Below are 20,747 nucleotides of genomic sequence, written 5' to 3'. Positions count from 1 at the left end.
TGGGCCGGACGGTGCTCAGACCTCCACGACCACCGGGAGGATCATCGGGCGCCGGCGGTAGGTGTCGGAGACCCACTTGCCGATCGAGCGGCGGATCAGCTGCTGGAGCTGGTGGGGCTCGACCACGCCGTCCTGGAACGACTTGTTCAGGGCCTGCTCGACCTTCGGGACCACCGCGTCGAACGCCGAGTCCTCGATGCCGGAGCCGCGGGCGTGGATGTTCGGTCCGCCCACGATCTTGCCGGTCGAGGAGTCCACGACCACGAAGACCGAGATGATGCCCTCGTCGCCGAGGATGCGGCGGTCCTTCAGATGAGCCTCGGTGACATCGCCGACCGAGAGGCCGTCCACGTACACGTAGCCCGCCTGAACCTTGCCCACGATCCTGGCCTTGCCGTCGATCAGGTCGACGACGACGCCGTCCTCGGCGATGACGATGTGGTCCTTGGGGATACCCGTCATCGCGCCGAGCTCGGCGTTGGCGCGCAGGTGGCGCCATTCACCGTGGACCGGCATCAGGTTCTTCGGCTTGCAGATGTTGTAGAAGTACAGCAGCTCGCCGGCCGAGGCGTGGCCCGAGACGTGGACCTTGGCGTTGCCCTTGTGGATGACGTTGGCGCCCCAGCGGGTCAGGCCGTTGATCACGCGGTACACCGCGTTCTCGTTGCCCGGGATGAGCGAGGACGCCAGGATCACGGTGTCGCCCTGGACGATCCGGATCTGGTGGTCCCGGTTGGCCATCCGGGAGAGGGCCGCCATCGGCTCGCCCTGGGAGCCCGTGCAGACCAGCACGACCTCGTCGTCCGGGAGGTCGTCCAGGGTCTTCACGTCCACGACCAGGCCGACCGGGACGCGGAGGTAACCCAGGTCGCGGGCGATGCCCATGTTGCGGACCATCGAGCGGCCGACGAAGGCCACGCGGCGGCCGTACTCGTGCGCCGCGTCGAGGATCTGCTGGATGCGGTGCACGTGGCTGGCGAAGCTGGCCACGATGATGCGCTTCTGGGCGTTCGCGAAGACGTTCCGCAGGACGTTGGAGATGTCCTTCTCCGGCGGGACGAAGCCCGGGACCTCGGCGTTCGTCGAATCGGACAGCAGGAGGTCGATGCCCTCCTCGCTGAGCCGCGCGAAGGCGTGGAGGTCGGTGAGCCGGCCGTCCATCGGGAGCTGGTCCATCTTGAAGTCGCCGGTGGCGACAGCCATGCCCGCGGGGGTGCGGATGGCGACCGCGAGCGCGTCCGGGATGGAGTGGTTGACCGCGATGAACTCGCAGTCGAAGGGGCCGAGCTGCTCCCGCTGACCCTCGACGACCTCAAGGGTGTACGGGCGGATGCGGTGCTCCTGGAGCTTCGCCTCGATCAGCGCGAGGGTCAGCTTGGAGCCGATGAGCGGGATGTCCGGCTTGAGCCGGAGCAGGTAGGGGACGGCGCCGATGTGGTCCTCGTGGCCGTGCGTGAGCACGATGCCCTCGACCTGGTCGAGGCGGTCCTTGATGGTGGTGAAGTCGGGCAGGATCAGGTCGACACCGGGCTGCTCCTCCTCGGGGAAGAGGACGCCGCAGTCGACGATCAGCAGACGGCCGTCGAACTCGAAGACCGTCATGTTGCGGCCGATCTCGCCGAGCCCACCGAGCGGGGTGACGCGGAGGCCACCCTTGGCGAGCTTCGGCGGGGCGCCGAGTTCAGGATGCGGATGACTCAAAAGACTCTCCTCACCACACACGCCACGTACCGCTTGGGCACGTGGCGCGCATGACATTCGTGCACTTGCTGTTGTCAGTCGATCGTTGGTCGATCGGATATTCAGTTGTGAAGCTTGTTGTCAGAGCTCTACCCCGCCGGCGGCCAGGTCGATCTTGAGCTGGGCCGTCTCCTCGGGCGACAGCTCGACGAGGGGCAGCCGCAGCGGGCCGGCCGGGAGGCCCTGGAGGGCGAGGGCGGCCTTGGTGGTCATGACGCCCTGGGTGCGGAACATGCCGGTGTAGATCGGCAGGAGCCGCTGGTGGATCTCGGTGGCCTTCTGGACCTCGCCGTTCAGGTGGGCGTCGAGGAGGGCGCGGAGCTCCGGGGTGACGACGTGGCCGACCACGGAGACGAAGCCGCAGGCGCCCACGGAGAGCAGCGGCAGGTTGAGCATGTCGTCGCCGGAGTACCAGGCGAGGCCGGAGCGGGCGATGGCCCAGCTGGCGCGGCCGAGGTCGCCCTTGGCGTCCTTGTTGGCGACGATCCGGGGGTGCTCGGCGAGCCGGACGATCGTCTCGGTGTCGATCGGGACGCCGCTGCGGCCGGGGATGTCGTAGAGCATCACCGGGAGCTCGGTGGCGTCGGCGATGGCCGAGAAGTGCCGGTACAGGCCCTCCTGCGGGGGCTTGTTGTAGTACGGCGTGACGGCGAGCAGGCCGTGCGCGCCGTCACGCTCGGCGGTGCGGGCCAGCTCGATGGAGTGGTGCGTGTCGTTGGTGCCGATGCCGGCGACGACGTGGGCGCGGTCGCCGACCGCCGCCAGTACCGCCCGTACCAGCTCCGATTTCTCCGCGTCGCTGGTGGTCGGGGACTCGCCGGTGGTGCCGTTGATGACGAGGCCGTCGTTGCCTGCGTCCACCAGATGGGTGGCCAGTCGCTGGGCACCGTCGAGGTCGAGTGCGCCGTCCGCCGTGAAGGGCGTGACCATGGCGGTGAGGACCCGCCCGAAGGGGGTCTGCGGAGTGGAGATCGGAGCCATGGGTAACACGCTACTCGCTGCTCATCGCCCAGTGTCCCCTCGGGGGACGTGAGAAAGGGAGCCCGGCACTGCCTGCTCGGGGGTTCAAGCAGTGCCGGGTCCGTTTGATCAGCCTAGATGAACTTCGTGAAACGTCGCAATACGGACACTTCGCGTGACGTGATCGGACATCTGTGCTTTATGGGGCCACACGGCCGTTCTTGTTGAACGCGGCGTAGGTCAGCGGCATGAGCTGGGCCCAGTGCTGCTCCATCTTCTCGCCGACCATCTCGATCTCCCGCTGCGGGAAGGACGGCACCTTGGCCAGCTCGTGCTGGGTGCGCAGACCGAGGAAGTGCATCAGCGAGCGCGCGTTGCACGTGGCGTACATCGAGGAGAAGAGGCCGACGGGGAGGACCGCGCGGGCGACCTCGCGGGCGACGCCGGCGGCGAGCATCTCCTGGTAGGCCGCGTACGCCCGGACGTACGAGTCCTCCATGACGCGGCCGGTCAGCTCCTGCTGGGCCTCGGTGCCCTCGACGAAGACGTACTTGCCGGGGCGGCCCTCCTGGACGAGCTTGCGGGAGGCGTCGGGGACGTAGAAGACCGGCTCCAGCTCCCTGTAGCGACCCGATTCCTCGTTGTACGACCAGCCGACGCGGTGCCGCATGAACTCGCGGAAGACGAAGATCGGGGCGCTGATGAAGAACGTCATCGAGTTGTGCTCGAAGGGGCTGCCGTGCCGGTCCCGCATCAGGTAGTTGATGAGCCCCGTGGACCGCTCGGGGTCCTTCTGCAGCTCTTCGAGCGACTGCTCCCCCGCCGTGGAGACGCGGGCCGCCCACAGCACGTCCGAGTCGGCGGCGCTGTGCTTCACCAGCTCGACGGTCACATCGCTGCGGAAGCTGGGCTTGAGGTCTGCTGCGGGGGTGTCGGTCACCGGCGGGGTCCTTCCAAAGTGCGTCGCTCGGGCGGCGCCCACTCTACGGGGAGCCACTGACAGCGGACGTCCACACCCACCCGGACCACATTCTTTGGCCAATTCGGGGAAATCGGGCACCGAGTGCCGAGTTTGCTCGTCTGTATCTGTGACACCGCACACCACAGAGCTCCGAGGAGAGTGGCCCCATGTCTGGCCGGCGAGAGGCTGTCCCGTTCACGTTCGTCGCAGAGGCCGACCGCTTCCGCAGTAACGTCACTCCGCCGCCGAGGGAGCGCCTCAGCGGCTCCGAGATCGTGGGCCGTACGCTGGTCGGGCTGACCGTCGTGGCCGGTCTCGTCGGGTCGCTGCTCTTCGGAATGCCGTCCATGCAGTCGGGTGCGGCCGACGGGCACCGGCAGCAGTCCGAGGCTTCCGACGGCCGTTGAGCAGTACGGCCCCCCTGAGGTGGCCAGGTCGAGACCACCTGGGTAGCCTCACCGGGCACAGCCCCTTCGAGCGTGCTTGTGAGTGAGGATCAGTCGTGCCCCTGCCTTTTCTGACGGCCGACCGCGCTTTTGACGCGACCGACGACGTCGCGCTGCCGTTCGACGATCACGACGAGTGGCGTCGGCCCTACCGGCCCGGTCCCTGGCGCGTCGGCGCCGCGGCGCTCGCGCTGCTGCTCGCGTCGTTCGTGCTGTTCGCCGCGGTGATCATCGCCGCCGCCGGTGGGATGGGCGGTGCGGCCGCCACGTTCGGTCTCGCCGCGCTGATCATCGTCGCCGCGCTGCGGATGCTGCGGGTGGGCACGTGGGTGAGCCGGCACGGCGTGCGCCGGGTCGGCTTCTTCTCCACCACGACCGTGGCATGGCCGCGGGTGACGGAGCTGCGCACGGCGCAGCAGCCGGTGCGGTGGCTGGGGCTGCCCCGCACGGTGCAGGGCCAGGCGCTGGTGCTCGTACGGCAGGGTGGTGAGCAGGTCGCCCTGCTCACCGACCACAACGCCGACTTCCTGTCTCGCATCGAGGCGTTCGACCGCGCGGCCGACACGGTCGAGGCGTGGAACGCCGAGTACGGCGTCGCCGTACCGGCCGCTACGCGCTGACCGTCAGACGCTGACCGTACGGCCCGCGTGCAGGGCGATCGCCCGCTGCATCGCCTTGCGGGCGCGGGGGGTGTCGCGGGCGTCGTGATAGGCGACCGCGAGCCGGAACCAGCAGCGCCAGTCCTCGGGCGAGTCCTCGGTCTCGGCACGCCGCCTCGCGAACACCTCGTCGGCCGAGTCACGGTCGATCCGGCCGCCTGCCGTGCGCTTCAACTCGTCCGCCGGCAGGCCGCCTTCGGCCTCGAGGTCGCGGGCGAGCCGCTGCGCGTTCCGCGCGAAGGCGGTGTTCTTCCAGAGGAACCAGCCGCCCACCCAGGGCAGCAGGAACGCCACCGCGCCCATGCCCACGGCGATCGGTTCGCCGGTCAGGATGAGCAGGACACCCTCCATCGCCACCACGCCGAAGACGAGGACGAGGACGGTGGCGAGGAAGACGTACGTGATCTTTCCACCCATGGCCGCGGCCTCAGCCCAGGTCCAGGAAGTGCTCCAGGCCGAAGGTGAGGCCCGGAGTGGTGACGACACGGCGGGCGCCCAGGAGGATGCCCGGCATGAAGCTGGAGTGGTGCAGCGAGTCGTGGCGGACCGTCAGGGTCTCGCCCTCGCCGCCGAGCAGCACCTCCTGGTGGGCCAGCAGGCCCCGCAGGCGTACCGCGTGCACCGGGACGCCGTCGACGTCCGCGCCGCGCGCGCCGTCCAGGGCGGTCGCGGTGGCATCCGGCTGGGCGCCGAGGCCGGCCTCGCGGCGGGCGGCGGCGATCAGCTGGGCGGTACGGGTGGCGGTGCCGCTGGGGGCGTCGACCTTGTTCGGGTGGTGCAGCTCGACGACCTCGACGGACTCGAAGTACGGGGCCGCGATCTGGGCGAACTTCATGGTCAGCACGGCGCCGATGGAGAAGTTCGGGGCGATCAGGACGCCGGTCTCCGGGGAGGCGGCGAGCCAGGAGTTCAGCTGCGCGAGGCGCTCCTCGGTCCAGCCGGTGGTCCCGACGACCGCGTGGATGCCGTGGCGCACGCAGTAGTCGAGGTTGTCCATCACCGAGGCCGGGGTGGTCAGTTCGACCGCGACCTGGGCGCCCGTCTCGGCGAGCGTCTCCAGCTTGTCGCCGCGGCCGAGCGCCGCGACCAGTTCCATGTCCTCGGCGGCCTCGACGGCCCGTACCGCCTCGGAGCCGATCCGGCCCTGGGCTCCGAGGACCGCCACGCGCAGCTTGCTCATTACTCTCTGAACTCTCTCTAGGAGACGGATTCGTGCAGGCGTGCCGCCTGCTTGTCCTTCAGCGGCCCTATGACGGACAGCGAGGGACGCTGTCCGAGCACATCACGGGCGACCTCGCGGACCTCGTCCGGGGTGACGGCGGCGATCCGGGCGAGCATGTCGTCGACCGACATCTGGGTACCCCAGCACAGCTCGCTCTTGCCGATGCGGTTCATCAGCGCGCCGGTGTCCTCCAGGCCGAGGACCGTGGAACCGGAGAGCTGGCCGATGGCGCGGGCGATCTCGTCGTCGGTGAGCCCGTCGGTCGCCGCCTTGTCGAGCTCGTCGCGGCAGATCCGCAGCACGTCGTGGACCTGGTTGGGGCGGCAGCCCGCGTACACCCCGAAGAGGCCGCAGTCGGCGAAGCCGGAGGTGTACGAGTACACGCTGTAGGCCAGGCCGCGCTTCTCGCGGACCTCCTGGAAGAGGCGCGAGGACATGCCGCCGCCGAGGGCCGTGTTCAGCACGCCGAGCGCCCAGCGGCGGTCGTCGGTGCGGGCGAGGCCCGGCATGCCGAGGACCACATGGGCCTGCTCGGTCTTGCGGCCGAGGATCTCGACGGCGCCGGCGGTGCGGATCGTGCGCAGACCGTCGCGGGGGGAGACGGGGACCGCGTCCGTACGGGACAGGGCGCCGGCCTTCTCGAAGGCGCGGCGGACCTGGCGTACGACGGTGGCGTGGTCGATGTTGCCCGCGGCGGCGACGACCAGGTGGGTCGGATCGTAGTGCTTCTTGTAGAAGCGGGCGATCCGGCCCCGGTCGAGGGCGTTGATGGTGTCGACGGTGCCGAGGACCGGGCGGCCCAGCGGGGTGTCGCCGAACATGGTGTGCGCGAACAGGTCGTGCACGACGTCGCCCGGGTCGTCCTCGGTCATCGCGATCTCTTCGAGGATGACGCCACGCTCGGCGTCGACGTCCTCTTCGAGGATCAGCGAGCCGGTCAGCATGTCGCAGACCACGTCGATCGCGAGCGGCAGGTCGGTGTCGAGGACCCGCGCGTAGTAGCAGGTGAACTCCTTCGCGGTGAAGGCGTTCATCTCACCGCCGACCGCGTCGAGCGCGGCGGAGATGTCGAGGGCGCTGCGCTGCTTGGTGCCCTTGAAGAGGAGGTGCTCCAGGTAGTGCGTGGCGCCGTTGAGCGTGGGCGTCTCGTCGCGGGAGCCGACGTGCGCCCAGATGCCGAAGGTGGCGGAGCGCACGGAGGGCAGGGTCTCGGTGACGATCCGCAGGCCGCCGGGGAGGGTGGTGCGGCGGACCGTGCCGATGCCGTCCTTGCCCGGGAGAAGCGTTTGGGTACGGGCGACGGCCCGCCCCTCCGAAGAGGGGCGGGCCGTCGTCACGGAACTACGGGACGTCACTGGTCGGTGTCGTCCTTCGCGTCCTCGGCGGCGGCGTCCTCGTCGGCCATGACGGGGACGAGGGAGAGCTTGCCGCGCTGGTCGATCTCGGCGATCTCGACCTGGACCTTCGCGCCGACCGCGAGCACGTCCTCGACGTTCTCCACGCGCTTGCCACCGGCGAGCTTGCGGATCTGCGAGATGTGCAGCAGACCGTCCTTGCCGGGCATCAGGGAGACGAAGGCACCGAAGGTGGTGGTCTTGACGACCGTACCCAGGTAGCGCTCGCCGACCTCCGGCATGGTCGGGTTGGCGATCGAGTTGATCGTGGCGCGGGCGGCCTCGGCCTGCGAGCCCTGCTGGGCACCGATGTAGATGGTGCCGTCGTCCTCGATCGTGATGTCGGCGCCGGTGTCCTCCTGGATCTGGTTGATCATCTTGCCCTTGGGGCCGATGACCTCACCGATCTTGTCCACCGGGATCTTGACGGTGATGATGCGCGGCGCGTTCGGGGACATCTCGTCCGGAACGTCGATCGCCTCGTTCATCACGTCGAGGATGTGCAGACGCGCGTCACGGGCCTGCTTCAGCGCGGCGGCCAGGACCGAGGCGGGGATGCCGTCGAGCTTGGTGTCGAGCTGGAGCGCGGTGACGAAGGTCTTCGTACCGGCGACCTTGAAGTCCATGTCGCCGAAGGCGTCCTCCGCACCGAGGATGTCGGTGAGGGCGACGTAGTGGGTCTTGCCGTCGATCTCCTCGGAGATCAGACCCATGGCGATACCGGCGACGGGGGCCTTGAGCGGCACACCGGCGTTCAGCAGCGACATGGTGGAGGCGCAGACCGAGCCCATGGACGTCGAGCCGTTGGAGCCGAGGGCCTCGGACACCTGACGGATCGCGTACGGGAACTCCTCGCGCGTCGGCAGCACCGGCACGATGGCGCGCTCGGCGAGCGCGCCGTGGCCGATCTCGCGGCGCTTGGGCGAGCCCACGCGGCCGGTCTCACCGACGGAGTACGGCGGGAAGTTGTAGTTGTGCATGTAGCGCTTGCGGGTCACCGGGGAGAGGGTGTCCAGCTGCTGCTCCATACGGAGCATGTTGAGGGTGGTGACGCCCAGGATCTGGGTCTCGCCACGCTCGAAGAGCGCCGAGCCGTGCACGCGCGGGATGGCCTCGACCTCGGCGGCGAGCGTACGGATGTCCGTGAGCCCGCGGCCGTCGATGCGGACCTTGTCCTTGATGATCCGCTCGCGGACCAGCTTCTTGGTCAGCGCGCGGTAGGCACCGGAGATCTCCTTCTCGCGGCCCTCGAAGGCCGGGAGAAGCTTCTCGGCGGCGAGCTCCTTGATGCGGTCGAGCTCGGTCTCGCGCTCCTGCTTGCCGGCGATGGTGAGCGCCTGCGCGAGGTCGTTCCTGACGGCGGCGGTGAGCGCCTCCAGGGCGTCGTCCTGGTAGTCGAGGAAGACCGGGAACTCGCCGGTGGGCTTGGCAGCCTTGGCGGCGAGGTCCGACTGGGCCTTGCAGAGGACCTTGATGAAGGGCTTCGCGGCCTCGAGACCGGCGGCGACGAGCTCCTCGGTCGGCGCCTCGGCGCCGCCCTTGACGAGCTCGATCGTGCGCTCGGTGGCCTCGGCCTCGACCATCATGATCGCGACGTCGCCGTCCTCAAGGACGCGACCGGCGACGACCATGTCGAAGACGGCGTCCTCGAGCTCGGTGTGCGTCGGGAACGCGACCCACTGGCCGTTGATCAGCGCGACACGGGTGCCGCCGATCGGGCCGGAGAAGGGCAGGCCGGCCAGCTGCGTGGAGCAGGAGGCGGCGTTGATGGCGACCACGTCGTAGAGGTGGTCGGGGTTGAGCGCCATGATCGTCTCGACGATCTGGATCTCGTTGCGCAGGCCCTTCTTGAAGGAGGGGCGCAGCGGGCGGTCGATCAGGCGGCAGGTGAGGATCGCGTCCTCGGAGGGGCGGCCTTCCCGGCGGAAGAAGGAGCCGGGGATCTTGCCGGCCGCGTACATCCGCTCCTCGACGTCCACCGTGAGGGGGAAGAAGTCGAGCTGGTCCTTGGGCTTCTTCGACGCGGTGGTCGCGGAGAGGACCATCGTGTCGTCGTCCAGGTACGCGACGGCGGAGCCGGCGGCCTGCTTGGCCAGGCGGCCCGTCTCGAAGCGGATGGTGCGGGTGCCGAAGGTGCCGTTGTCGATGACGGCCTCGGCGTAGTGGGTCTCGTTCTCCACTAGCGGTTTCTCCTACGTGTTCGTCTTTTCGTCCGTCGGCCCGTGTGGCCGGGGACGGTGGTGGAGGAGAAGCGCGCCTTCGGATGCGGGCCGGTCTTCGATCGAAGCACCCGGGGATTGTGGGGTCCGGGGGCCACTACCGAGGACCGGCGGCGTGCCGGCGGCTCCTCGCTCGTGATGTGGCGTTGTGCGACCAGACTAAGTGCCGGTCGGTACATCGCGCACGTACAGCAAAGGGAGCGGCCCCCTAAAAGTGGGAACCGCTCCCTTCACGGTGTACTTACTTCGCACCGCCGGCCGCACCGCGGCGGATGCCGAGGCGGTCGACCAGGGCACGGAAGCGCTGGATGTCCTTCTTGGCCAGGTACTGCAGCAGGCGGCGACGCTGGCCGACCAGGATCAGCAGACCACGGCGGGAGTGGTGGTCGTGCTTGTGCTGCTTGAGGTGCTCGGTCAGGTCCGAGATGCGGCGGGAGAGCATCGCGACCTGGACCTCGGGGGAGCCGGTGTCGCCCTCCTTCTGGCCGAACTCGGCGAAGATCTGCTTCTTCGTAGCGGCGTCGAGCGACATGCGTACTCCTATGTGTGTTCGTGCGCCCACGAGTGCCCCTGGTCTCGTTCTCAGGGGAGCTTCCGTGACTCGGAGGCGAAGGTCCGATGAGCGCAGCTTCCAGAGAATCCGGTGAATCCAGGGATTCCGGTGGATCCGGGAGCGCGTACACAAACGGCCGTCACACAGCGTACCAGGTGAGCGGAGTGCCCTTACGGGGAGTGCCCCTAACGGGGAGTGCCCCTACTTGCTGGTCAGGGAGCGGGCCGCCATGAAGACGTCCAGTACCGCGAGGCAGAGCGGGACGAGGGAGAGCAGGACGACCACCTCGGCCAGGTCGAGCAGACGGCCCCAGAACGGCGAGAGGCCCTTCTTCGGGATGATCAGCCCGATGGCGGTGACGAGGGCGGCGCCGGCGGCGACGGTCGCGGTGAGCCAGATCGTACGGATGTCCAGGCCGCCGCGGTCGCCGTAGATCAGCAGGTCCTTGACGAGGTCGGCCGGCGGGTTCAGGGAGAGGCCGAGGATCAGCAGCGCGATGGCGGCGAGGCCGGCCACCAGGACACAGGCGACCTGCGAGGTGTAGCGGAAGAGCCGGGCGCGCAGCAGCATCGCGAGGCCGGCGGCGAGGGCGAGGAGCTGGCCCCAGACGTTGCCGGCGAAGCCGAGGACCGCGGCGGAGCCGACGACGACGGCCGCGCAGCCGCCGACGAGGCCGAGGAGCATCTCGTGGCCGCGGCGGGCCTGCAGCGCGATGCGCTCGCCGTCGACGGCCTGGGCCTCCTCGGTGCTCCGGCCGGGTTCGGCGTGGAAGTCGTCGTCGGCGGCGCTGCGCGGGGAGGCGTAGCCGATGGGCAGCCGGGCGAAGCGGGCCGAGAGGCCGGGCAGGAAGGCGACCAGGCCGACGGCGACGGGGGCGCAGACGGCGGCGGTCTCGGTGGCGGAGGCCTCGGCGACGATCGCCAGGAAGGTGGCGAGGGTGCCGACGCCGGCCAGGAAGGTGGCCGCGACGAAGGGGGCGTCGCCGCTGGGGGTGAGCGCGACCAGGGTGACGGAGGCGACCAGGACGGTCACGCAGCCGAGCAGGAACTGGAGGCGGCCGGGGCCGTCGCCGGCGTCGGGCGCGACGATGCCGGAGCCGGCGATGAGCAGCAGGGGCAGGGCGCCCAGGCCGAGGGCGACGGCGGTGGCCCGGTCGGCGTACACCCGGGCCCGTACCCCGGCGAAGGCGGTGAGCAGGACGCCGGCGGCGCCGGCCACGACGCCGGGGAGGCTGTGCATGTCGTGGCGTACCGGGTCGGCGAACCAGAGCACGAAGCCCATCAGGACGAGCAGCAGCACCCCGCCGACGAGTCCCGCGCCGCGCAGCAGGTCGTCGCTCCACAGGTGCCGGTCGCGGGTGACCGCGGAGGCGACGGCGTCGGAGACGTCGTCGAAGACGGCGGGCGGCAGGGACTGGGCGAACGGGCGCAGCGAGAGGACCTCGCCGTCGAGGACCTGCTGGGCGGCGAGGGTACGGGCGCCGTCGAGGACGGAGCCGTCGCGGCGGACCAGGTGGTAGCCGGTCGGGGTGCCGGCGGACTGGGTCTGGCCGGTGAGCCGCAGGATCTCCGGATAGACGTCGGCGACCGCGATGTCCTCCGGGAGTGCCACGTCGATACGGCTGTCCGGTGCCACGACGGTGACACGGCAGAAGCCGGTCGCTGCGGTCGTACTCACGTCTCTGGACCCCCTGATTCGCGGTTGCGCACGGTGCGCGCGCCACCCTACCGGGGACGGTGGGGAAGGGCTGCAAGTAGGATCGCGGTCTCGTGGGGGAGGCCGTCGCTCAGGGGCGCCGGTGCGGAACTCCCGCGGGAAGTCCGCCCGTAACGAGGGATTGATGCGCCGGTGAGCCAGATCGTCGTCAAACGCCCGCCGAGGTCCCTTCCTCCGGAAGTACCCAGTGAGGAACTGGTCCTGGAGGCTCCTCCGGAGCTGCCTCGGGGTCAGCAGGAGGGCATGCTGATGCAGCTCCTGCCGATGCTCGGCATGGGTTCGTCGGTGGTGTTCTTCTTCATGCCGGGCGCCCATCCGTTCATGCGCATCATGGGCATCCTGATGCTCGTCTCGACGGTCGGCATGGTCATCGCCCAGCTCGTGCGGTTCCGCAAGGGTACGCAGGGGCAAATGGCGGATGTGCGGCGCGACTACCTCAAATACCTCGCGCAGACCCGGCGTACGGTCCGGAGGACGGCGCGCAGGCAGCGGGACGCGCAGCTGTATCTGCACCCCGCTCCCGAGCAGTTGTGGTCGGTGGTGGCCGAGGGCTCGCGGGTGTGGGAACGCCGGATGGGCGACAGCGACTTCGGGCAGGTACGGGTCGGGCTCGGCTCCCAGCAGCTGGCGACGCCGCTGGCGGCTCCGGACACCGCGCCGGTGGACGAGCTGGAGCCGTTGTGCGCGGGCGCGATGCAGCAGTTCCTGGCCGTGCACGGCTCGTTGGACGGGCTGCCGATGGCGGTCTCGATGCGGGCCTTCTACCACGTGACGGTCTCGGGCGAACCGGAGTCGGCGCAGGCCGCGGCGCGGGCCCTGGTCTCCCAGTTGGCGACGCTGCACTCCCCCGACGACCTGATGGTCGCGGTGGTGGCGGCGCGGGGCGCGCAGGAGCGCTGGGACTGGACGAAGTGGCTGCCGCACACGCAGATCGCGGGCCAGGTCGACGGGGCGGGCACGAGGCGGCTGTTCGGCGACGACCTCGGTGAGCTGGAGTCGCTGATCCGTGGGCGGCTCGACGGGCGGCCCCGGTTCGGCCGGGACAGCCAGCCGGTGCTCGACCAGCCGCATGTGGTGGTCGTGCTCGACGGCGGGATGGTGCCGCCGGACTCGCTCTTCGCGGCGCCCGAGGGTTTGCAGGGCGTGACCATCGTCGAGGTGGTGCACGGTGAGCTGGACGAGCCGCGGGGTGGGCTGTCGGTGATCGTGCGGCCCGGGCGGCTGCGCCTGGAGTCGGGCGGTGGGTTCGCGTACGAGGGCGTGCCGGACGGGATCTCGCCGCCGGCCGCCGAGGCGCTGGCGCGGCAGCTGGCGCCGCTGCGGATGGGCGGCGGGGACGACGACGAACCGCTGCTCGCCAATCTGGACTTCACGGATCTGCTGAAACTGGGTGACGCGGCGTCGGTGGACGTGGCGCGGACCTGGCGGCCGCGGTCGGTGGCCGAGCGGCTGCGGGTGCCGATCGGGGTCGGCGAGGACGGCCAGCCGGTCATGCTCGACCTGAAGGAGGCGGCGCAGGAGGGCATGGGGCCGCACGGCCTGTGCGTGGGTGCGACCGGGTCCGGCAAGTCGGAACTGCTGCGCACGCTCGTCCTGGGTCTGGCGGTGACGCACTCCTCGGAGACGCTGAACTTCGTCCTCGCGGACTTCAAGGGTGGTGCCACGTTCGCGGGCATGTCCCAGATGCCGCACGTGGCGGCGGTCATCACCAACCTGTCGGACGACCTGACGCTCGTCGACCGGATGGGCGACGCGATCCGCGGTGAGCTGCAGCGCCGCCAGGAGCTGCTGCGGTCGGCGGGCAACTACGCCAACATCCACGACTACGAGAAGGCGCGCGCGGCCGGTGCCCCGCTGGAGCCGCTGGCCTCGCTGGTCCTGGTCATCGACGAGTTCTCCGAACTGCTGACGGCCAAGCCGGACTTCATCGACATGTTCATCCAGATCGGCCGGATCGGCCGTTCGCTGGGCGTGCATCTGCTGCTGGCCTCGCAGCGCCTGGAGGAGGGCAAGCTCCGGGGCCTCGACACGTACCTCTCGTACCGGATCGGTCTGCGGACGTTCTCGGCGGCGGAGTCGCGGACGGCGATCGGTGTGCCGGACGCGTACCACCTGCCGTCGGTGCCGGGTTCGGGCTATCTGAAGTTCGGTACGGACGAGATGACCCGGTTCAAGGCCGCGTACGTCTCGGGGACGTACCGGACGGGCGGGCCGCGGCCGGAGGTGGGGCAGCTGCCGATCGAGCGGCGTCCTGCGCTCTTCACGGCGACGCAGGTGCCGGTCGTGTACGCGGCGCCCGACCCGGCGTATCTGGCGGCGCGGCGCGAGGAGGAGGACGACGCGCTCGCGGACACCGTCCTCGACGTGATCGTGCGACGGCTGGAGGGGCAGGGTGTGCCCGCGCACCAGGTGTGGCTGCCGCCGCTCGACCAGGCGCCCTCGCTCGACCAGCTCCTGCCGGGGCTCGCGCCCACCGCGCACCGGGGTCTGACGGCGACCGAGTACACGCGTCCCGGCGGGCTCACGGTGCCGCTCGGCCTGATCGACAAGCCGTTCGAGCAGCGGCGCGAGGTGCTGTACCGGGACTTCTCCGGTGCGGCGGGCCACATGATGGTGGTGGGCGGTCCGCAGTCCGGCAAGTCGACGCTGATGCGGACGCTGATCTCGTCGTTCGCGCTCACCCACACCCCGGCCGAGGTGCAGTTCTACGCCCTCGACTTCGGTGGTGGCGGCCTGTCGTCGCTGGCCGAGCTGCCGCATGTCGGCGGGGTCGCGTCGCGGCTCGACCCCGAGCGGGTCCGGCGGACGGTCGCGGAGGTCCTCGGCGTACTGAACCGCCGCGAGGAGTTCTTCCGCGCGCACGGGATCGACTCGATCGCCACCTACCGGCGCAAGCGGGCCGCGGGTGAACTCCCGGGCGAGGCCTGGGGCGACGTGTTCCTGGTCATCGACGGCTGGGGCGGCTTCCGGAACGAGTACGACATGCTGGAGGGGACGGTCTCCGACCTCGCGGCGCGCGGTCTGGGCTACGGCATCCACGTCGTCATCACCGCCGCCCGCTACATGGAGGTCCGCGCGGCGGTCAAGGACCAGATGCTGAGCCGGCTCGAGCTTCGGCTCGGTGACGTCATGGACTCCGAGTTCGACCGGAAGGTGGCGGCGAACGTCCCGACCGGGGTGCCCGGACGCGGCCAGGTGCCGGAGAAGCTGCACTTCATGGGCGCGCTGCCGCGGATCGACGGGTCCGGCTCGTCGGACGACCTGTCGACGGGTACGGAGAGCTTCGTGGCGGCCGTACGGGGTGCCTGGACGGGCCCGGTGGCGCCGGCCGTCCGGCTGCTGCCGCACAAGCTGCCGGCGGACCGGCTGCCGAAGGGCTTCGAGTTCCCGCAGCACGGCATCGCGATCGGCATCGACGAGACGCGGCTGGAGCCGGTCTTCGTCAACTTCGACACCGATCCGTTCTTCCTGATCTTCGGCGAGAGCGAGTCCGGCAAGACGAACCTGCTGCGGCTGATCGCCAAGCAGATCGCGGAGCGGTACTCCCCCGACGAGGCGAAGCTCGTGGTGGGCGACTACCGGCGGGCGCTGCTCGGCAGCCTGCCCGAGGAGCACCTGCTCGAGTACGCGCCGATGGCGAGCTCGATGCAGATGCACATGGAGGCGCTGGCCGGCGTCTTCGCGCGGCGCCAGCCGCCGCAGGACGTGACGCCGCAGCAGCTGCGGGACCGCAGCTGGTGGTCGGGGCCGCAGGTCTTCATCATCGTCGACGACTACGACCTGGTGGCGACGAGCGGCGGCAACCCGCTGGCGGCGCTCGCGGAGTACCTGCCCTTCGCCCGGGACACGGGCGTCCGCTTCATCATCGCGCGCAACAGCGCGGGTGCCTCCCGTTCGATGTACGAGGCCTTCATGCAGCGCATCAAGGAACTCGGCGCGCAGGGCGTGGTCCTGTCCGGCGACCCCCAGGAGGGCGACCTCCTGGGCAACGCCCGGCCGCGGCCGATGCCGGCGGGTCGGGGCTTCTTCGTGGGGCGGCGGGGCGGGTCGTCGCTGGTGCAGACGGGGCGGATGCCGGAGCGATGAGAGCTCGGAACGGTGGTCGGCCGTCCGTCGGGCACCGCCGCACGGCGCCGAGGCCGAGCGTGGCGCATCTCAACGAACGAATACCGATGACAACGACGTACGTGTGGCTCCCGCTTCCGCTCCACCCTCCGTTCCCTCGCTGTCCTGGCGGTCGGCGCTGCTGTCCTCACCTGCTGTTCCTCGGGCGGGCCGTCGGTCGAGAAGGCGACGACGACCTGCGGTCGACGTCGTTCCACGCCTCCGGCGGGACGACCGCGTTCTCGGGTGGGACTCAGGAGATCTGGTGGAACCCCGAGCAGGGTCTCCGCCTCAAGGCCTCCGGCGACGGCAAGTCCGGCGAGATGTACTGCAGGGACGGCAAGACGTACTTCAGCGCCGTCCTGTTCGCCGACACGCTGGCGCAGAGGGCACAGCCGATCACCGTCCCCGACCGGCTGAACGACGTCTTCGTCACCACCGAGTCCGGCCAGGGCTGCGACGTCTACTTCACGATCTCGGAGAACGCGGAAGAGGCGTCCGAGAGCGGCAAGACCGTCGACGGCCGGCCCGCGACCGCGTTCACCGTCTCGGCCGGGGGCGCTTCCGACACGTACTACCTGGAGAACGAGACGGCACGCCTCGTACGGCTCGTGGCGGAACGGGACGGCCGGACCAGCACCACGGACTACGACGCCGTTGGGGAGAAGGTATCGATCACGATGCCGGCGGAGCACAGGACCATGTCGATGGACGAGTTCCGCAGCCAGGTTTCGAGCAGCGGACAAGCAGAGGACATGGGGCCTCACACGTCTCATGACGTGTAGTAGCGTCGGCATGTTCACATAGCAAACATCTTCGAGTGAGTAGGCCGACGGCGGATCGGTGCGCGATTTGCCGCAGGGAAGTCGGCGGACGTGGACCTCACGGGTCACGAACGGGGAGTTCAGCATGGGATTCGACGAAGAGTGGAGTGCGTTCCGCAGCCAGGCCGCGGAACGACAGGCGACGAGCATGCAGTTGAATCAGCTGCCCGCCGACGCGTCGGGACCGACAGGCGGCGATTCGGGAACCTTCGGTTCGACGCCCGGGCAGAAGAAGGCCGCGGCGAACACGATCGAGAACGAGCTGGAGGGGGCCACCAAGCGGGCCACCGAGTGGGCCGACGTGGCGTCGAACAGCGCGATCACGGCCTTCGACGGCTGGGACACGGCCGCGGGCCTGAAGAAGGTCCAGGAGACGTGGGACCAGCAGGTCAGGGTCCTGATGGGCCGGCTCAACGGGGAGAAGTACGCGCTGCGGGGCGCGAACGGGTTCATCGAGGGCAACGACCTCGACATCCGTTCCCAGTTCGGGCCGCTCGCCCCGCATGACCCGCTCCCGCCGTCGTGGCAGGGCCGTGTGTAGGTTCCGGGATTTCGTTGGACCGTTCTCGACGGGGAAGCAGGACGCATGCTGACGTATCACGAAGTCATGACGACCGACTTCGGCAAGCTCACCACGGCCGCGGAGAAGTGGGACTCCATGGCCGGCGAGATCAAGAAGGTCGAGGACCGATACAAGGACTCGGTCCAGAAGATAGTCATCGGCCCGAGCTGGACCGGCGTCAGTGCGGGCGTCGCAGGTATCAACTTCGCCGGCACCCGCTACGAGTACAGCGCGGCACAGATCCAGGCCAAGGCGATAGCCTCGCTGCTCCGCGACGCGCACACACAGTTCGTCGACCTCAAGAAGAAGCTCGAATCCGCACGGGCCGAAGCCATCGAGGCCGGCATGAACGTCTCGGCGCAGGGCCATGTCACGTTCGACTACGCCCGGCTGACGGATTCCGAGCGGCGCGCGTACCGGAACGACCCCGACGGTCAGACAGTGATCCGTGAGTCCGTCGCCAAGTGGCAGAAGCACATCGACGACCGTGTGAAGGTCGTCTCGGACGCCGACGAAGGCGTCAAGATCGCCCTCGAAGCCGTCGTCGTCGACAGCAACAAGGACGCCTTCGGCAAGGGCAACGACGCCCAACTCAACGGCTTCAACGTCGGCGCCCAGGGCGACGTCGAGGTCTACGAAGCCCGTAACGCCGAGGACATCGCTACCCGGATCAACAGTGGCGAGAAGGTCTCCGCGGCCGACTACGCCGAACTCAACCGCTCCTTCCGCGACAACTCCGACAACAAGGCCTTCAGCCAGACCTTCGTCGGCGGAATCGGCGCCGACGGCACCATCAAGCTCGCCAACAGGCTCAACGACGGGGCGCACTCCGGTGACCAGTCCCAGCGCGGCCTGTACCGCGACGTGAACAAGGGGCTCGCCGACACGCTGGCGGGAGCCACGAAGGTGCCGGACTTCAAGGACGCCGACGGCAAGAAGCTCGTGTACGGGACGAAGGCGCACCAGGATGCCTTCGCCGAGTGGGCCAAGACCTCGGACGCGAAGTTCTACAACGACTTCATGGGCGACCTGAAGACGGCGGGCGTCGCCAAGTACGACCTGGACGTGGCCGGCGACAAGATTTCCGTGGGCACCGGACACGGGCAGGAGATCCGCGGCTACCACGGCTTGGCCACGCTGATGCAGCAGGGCAGCGGCTACTCCCCTCAGTTCCTGGGCGATCTGACGGACGACATGATCGCCGCGGAGAAGAAGGACGAGAACATCTGGGACCTGCACGGGTCCTTCGACGGCAAGGAAGACGGCTGGTTCAAGAACGATCCCGTCGACGGCGTCCTCAACGTCATGAGCCGGGACCCGGAGGCGGCGACCGGATACCTCGACCCGAACGCCGACGGCGACAAGAACCGCCTGGAATACCTCCTCAAGGACCGCGACTGGGACACCGTCAACACGACGGACTGGCGCGGCAACATCGAGACCACGGGCAAGGACACCTTCGACAAGGACGTCCGCACAGGACTCGGCCTCGCCCTGGAAGCCGCCACGACGGGACACACACCGCTCGGGCCCGGCCAGGACCCATGGCCCGCGACGCCGCACACCGAGGCACAGGCGCGGATCATGCACGACGTCATCGGCACGCTCGGCCCGGACCAGAGTGTCCACGAGAACCTGCGCGAGCCGCTGGCGCGATCGCTGGCCTCCTATACCGAGGACACGCACGAGATGCTGGCAGGCTTGGACTCCAGGTACATCACCGAGGCGGGAACGGGGTACTTCGAGAGAGACGGCGATACCCACTTGGCCGTGTCCCAGAAGGACCTCGTGCAGTTCATGCGTGGGCTCTCGGAGGATCCAGAAGCCTATGGCACGCTCCACAAGGCAGAGTCCCGATACATCGGTCTATCGCTGGAGCAAATCCCAGAAGGCGCCAAGGGCGCGGAGCTGACCAACCCGCTCAACAAGGCCGGTACGGCCCTGGGTGCGATGGCTTCCATCAGGGAAGACGTCATCAACGACGGCCGGATGGCCGGCTACAGCGAAGCGGACTGGAAAGCCAAGATGGCTTACCACATCATCGGCGGGGCCGTGACCCCTCTCTATTTCACGACTGCAGGTGGCATCTCCATCGCCTTCGGCGACTCCATTCAGCGCGGCGTCGACACCTGGGCGTGGCAATGGGGCAACGAGATGAAGGCCGCAGTCGACGCCAAGGCAAACCCGGAGATCGCAGACAACTTCCTCCGCGTCAACAAGGAGTTGCCCATCTTGGTTCGCGAATGGGCCAACGACAGGGGCAACATCGCCGAGGCCGACATCCAGGGCTACACCGAGAACGCGCTTGACGGCCGTGATCGCGGCACCGGGACGGCACGCGAATACCTGACGGACACGACCAACTAAGCCCAGATGCCGACGCACAGGAACAAGATGACATGACGGTGAGAACCAAGCGCTCAGCAATGCAATTCAAGGTACTGGTCGCTGTCGGGCTATGTGTGGCCCTGCTGGGCGGCATCGCAGCGTGGCTCGTCCTCGGACGGGACACGGCCGCACCCTGCAACGGCCTGCCCGAGGACGAGACAGTGCGGAAGTCGCTGGGCGCGGCCGTGCAGCCGGGTATGAGTTGTGCCGCTTTCGGCGATGCCGTGGTCAAGGCGACCGTGGGGGCCGAGCCCGGTGTCCACAGCCAGCAGCAGGCCCAGGTTCTGAAGGACGTGCTCTTCGCCCTCGGATTCACACAGCCCGACGACTTCACCCTCGATCCCGCGCTGCGGCTCCCACTCGCGACCGCGCTGGCGGACTACGCGCCCGACGTCCACGAGATGCTCGCCGCCCTCGACTCCGAGTACATGGACAGGGATGGCCGATCCGACCCGCCGTGGGAATCGGGAGGCACGTACCACGTCTCGGTGTTCAACACGTTCTTCCGGGACATCGTGCGCGCGATCTCCGAGGACCCCCGCGCCTACACGTTGCTGCGTACAGCCGAGAGCCGTCATGTGGCACAGGAACTGGCCGCTGTCCCCAGTGACGCGAAGGACCTCGCCTTGTCGCTGCCCCCGAGGAAAAGCGCGCGCGTCCTCGGCGTTCTCGACGGTATTGCCTCCGTGGTCATGGACCGCCTGGATAAGGACGAGGCGCGGGCCTGGCGTGCGGCAGTCGTGGAAGGGGTCGCGCGCGGCCTGGCCGCCCCGGGTGAAGGGGAGAACGGCCCGGGTGACAGCCTCACGACAGTCTGGCTCGGGGTTTTCGAGAGCACCCGCGTGGAGGAGCGCTTCGACCACCTGAGTACTCAGGGCGTCGACCTCGCCCGCATCTGGCTGGAGAGCAGGAACACGGACGAGGCAACACAGCAGGGGGTGCTGGCCGAGGTGGCAAACAGCGCGCTCGGCGGCTCTCGCGAAGTCGCTCCCTGACGAG

At 69.2% G+C, this 20,747-nt stretch carries 16 protein-coding genes; 7 read left to right on the top strand and 9 right to left on the bottom strand.

Going from position 1 to position 20,747, the window contains the following annotated elements; genetic code table 11:
* Positions 1-15 precede the first annotated feature (15 nt).
* From Q5762_RS35000 to thyX, 3 genes are all read right to left on the bottom strand, one after another.
* Positions 16-1,701, bottom strand: coding sequence for a ribonuclease J (locus Q5762_RS35000; protein WP_315896353.1), 1,686 nt, complete (start codon positions 1,699-1,701; stop codon positions 16-18).
* Positions 1,702-1,821: 120 nt separating this feature from the next.
* Entirely contained in the window at positions 1,822-2,721 is a 900-nt protein-coding gene (gene dapA, locus Q5762_RS34995) for a 4-hydroxy-tetrahydrodipicolinate synthase (RefSeq protein ID WP_315896352.1), read from the bottom strand.
* Between the two features lie 178 nt (positions 2,722-2,899).
* Positions 2,900-3,640 carry an FAD-dependent thymidylate synthase gene (gene thyX / locus Q5762_RS34990; protein ID WP_315896351.1) on the bottom strand — a complete coding sequence of 247 codons (741 nt, stop codon included), beginning with the start codon at positions 3,638-3,640 and terminating at the stop codon, positions 2,900-2,902.
* Positions 3,641-3,828: 188 nt separating this feature from the next.
* Here thyX and Q5762_RS34985 point away from each other — a divergent pair, with 188 nt between their 5' ends.
* A complete protein-coding gene (locus tag Q5762_RS34985; protein ID WP_315896350.1) occupies positions 3,829-4,068 on the top strand; it encodes a hypothetical protein in 240 nt (79 codons plus the stop codon).
* 95 nt (positions 4,069-4,163) lie between these two features.
* Positions 4,164-4,727 (top strand): hypothetical protein, encoded by a 564-nt coding sequence (locus Q5762_RS34980; protein WP_315896349.1) that lies wholly within the window; start codon positions 4,164-4,166, stop codon positions 4,725-4,727.
* Positions 4,728-4,730: 3 nt separating this feature from the next.
* Here Q5762_RS34980 and Q5762_RS34975 read toward each other — a convergent pair whose 3' ends face one another.
* From Q5762_RS34975 to eccD, 6 genes are all read right to left on the bottom strand, one after another.
* A complete protein-coding gene (locus Q5762_RS34975) occupies positions 4,731-5,183 on the bottom strand; it encodes a hypothetical protein (RefSeq protein ID WP_315896348.1) in 453 nt (150 codons plus the stop codon).
* A gap of 10 nt (positions 5,184-5,193) precedes the next feature.
* A complete protein-coding gene (gene dapB / locus Q5762_RS34970) occupies positions 5,194-5,946 on the bottom strand; it encodes a 4-hydroxy-tetrahydrodipicolinate reductase (protein ID WP_315896347.1) in 753 nt (250 codons plus the stop codon).
* Between the two features lie 17 nt (positions 5,947-5,963).
* Positions 5,964-7,343, bottom strand: a complete 1,380-nt coding sequence (locus Q5762_RS34965; protein WP_315896346.1) for a pitrilysin family protein — start codon at positions 7,341-7,343, stop codon at positions 5,964-5,966.
* Positions 7,340-9,562 (bottom strand): polyribonucleotide nucleotidyltransferase, encoded by a 2,223-nt coding sequence (locus Q5762_RS34960; protein ID WP_315896345.1) that lies wholly within the window; start codon positions 9,560-9,562, stop codon positions 7,340-7,342. The genes Q5762_RS34965 and Q5762_RS34960 overlap by 4 nt, the downstream gene beginning before the upstream one ends.
* 280 nt (positions 9,563-9,842) lie before the next feature.
* Positions 9,843-10,133 (bottom strand): 30S ribosomal protein S15, encoded by a 291-nt coding sequence (rpsO, locus tag Q5762_RS34955; protein ID WP_147979976.1) that lies wholly within the window; start codon positions 10,131-10,133, stop codon positions 9,843-9,845.
* Between the two features lie 222 nt (positions 10,134-10,355).
* Positions 10,356-11,831: a type VII secretion integral membrane protein EccD gene (gene eccD, locus Q5762_RS34950; RefSeq protein ID WP_315896344.1), complete on the bottom strand. Its 1,476-nt coding sequence runs from the start codon at positions 11,829-11,831 to the stop codon at positions 10,356-10,358.
* 171 nt (positions 11,832-12,002) lie between these two features.
* Here eccD and eccCa point away from each other — a divergent pair, with 171 nt between their 5' ends.
* From eccCa to Q5762_RS34925, 5 genes are all read left to right on the top strand, one after another.
* A complete protein-coding gene (gene eccCa, locus Q5762_RS34945; protein WP_315896343.1) occupies positions 12,003-15,956 on the top strand; it encodes a type VII secretion protein EccCa in 3,954 nt (1,317 codons plus the stop codon).
* Between the two features lie 86 nt (positions 15,957-16,042).
* Positions 16,043-16,759: a hypothetical protein gene (locus Q5762_RS34940; RefSeq protein WP_315896342.1), complete on the top strand. Its 717-nt coding sequence runs from the start codon at positions 16,043-16,045 to the stop codon at positions 16,757-16,759.
* A gap of 124 nt (positions 16,760-16,883) precedes the next feature.
* Positions 16,884-17,339, top strand: a complete 456-nt coding sequence (locus tag Q5762_RS34935) for a hypothetical protein (RefSeq protein WP_315896341.1) — start codon at positions 16,884-16,886, stop codon at positions 17,337-17,339.
* 66 nt (positions 17,340-17,405) lie between these two features.
* Entirely contained in the window at positions 17,406-19,727 is a 2,322-nt protein-coding gene (locus Q5762_RS34930; protein WP_315896340.1) for a DUF6571 family protein, read from the top strand.
* A 32-nt stretch (positions 19,728-19,759) separates the two neighbouring features.
* Positions 19,760-20,743, top strand: coding sequence for a hypothetical protein (locus tag Q5762_RS34925; protein ID WP_315896339.1), 984 nt, complete (start codon positions 19,760-19,762; stop codon positions 20,741-20,743).
* Positions 20,744-20,747 lie beyond the last annotated feature (4 nt).

Source organism: Streptomyces sp. P9(2023) (assembly GCF_032436795.1).
Lineage (GTDB): Bacteria > Actinomycetota > Actinomycetes > Streptomycetales > Streptomycetaceae > Streptomyces.
This window is presented reverse-complemented; position numbering and strand designations above follow the sequence as displayed.

Bases quoted from the DNA above. Each gene is read 5' to 3' on its own strand.
- Q5762_RS34940 (WP_315896342.1), top strand. From the start codon at position 16,043: ATGACAACGACGTACGTGTGGCTCCCGCTTCCGCTCCACCCTCCGTTC.
- dapA (WP_315896352.1), bottom strand. From the start codon at position 2,721: ATGGCTCCGATCTCCACTCCGCAGACCCCCTTCGGGCGGGTCCTCACC.
- Q5762_RS34930 (WP_315896340.1), top strand. From the start codon at position 17,406: ATGACGACCGACTTCGGCAAGCTCACCACGGCCGCGGAGAAGTGGGAC.
- rpsO (WP_147979976.1), bottom strand. From the start codon at position 10,133: ATGTCGCTCGACGCCGCTACGAAGAAGCAGATCTTCGCCGAGTTCGGC.
- Q5762_RS34935 (WP_315896341.1), top strand. From the start codon at position 16,884: ATGGGATTCGACGAAGAGTGGAGTGCGTTCCGCAGCCAGGCCGCGGAA.
- Q5762_RS34975 (WP_315896348.1), bottom strand. From the start codon at position 5,183: ATGGGTGGAAAGATCACGTACGTCTTCCTCGCCACCGTCCTCGTCCTC.
- dapB (WP_315896347.1), bottom strand. From the start codon at position 5,946: ATGAGCAAGCTGCGCGTGGCGGTCCTCGGAGCCCAGGGCCGGATCGGC.
- Q5762_RS34925 (WP_315896339.1), top strand. From the start codon at position 19,760: ATGACGGTGAGAACCAAGCGCTCAGCAATGCAATTCAAGGTACTGGTC.
- Q5762_RS34985 (WP_315896350.1), top strand. From the start codon at position 3,829: ATGTCTGGCCGGCGAGAGGCTGTCCCGTTCACGTTCGTCGCAGAGGCC.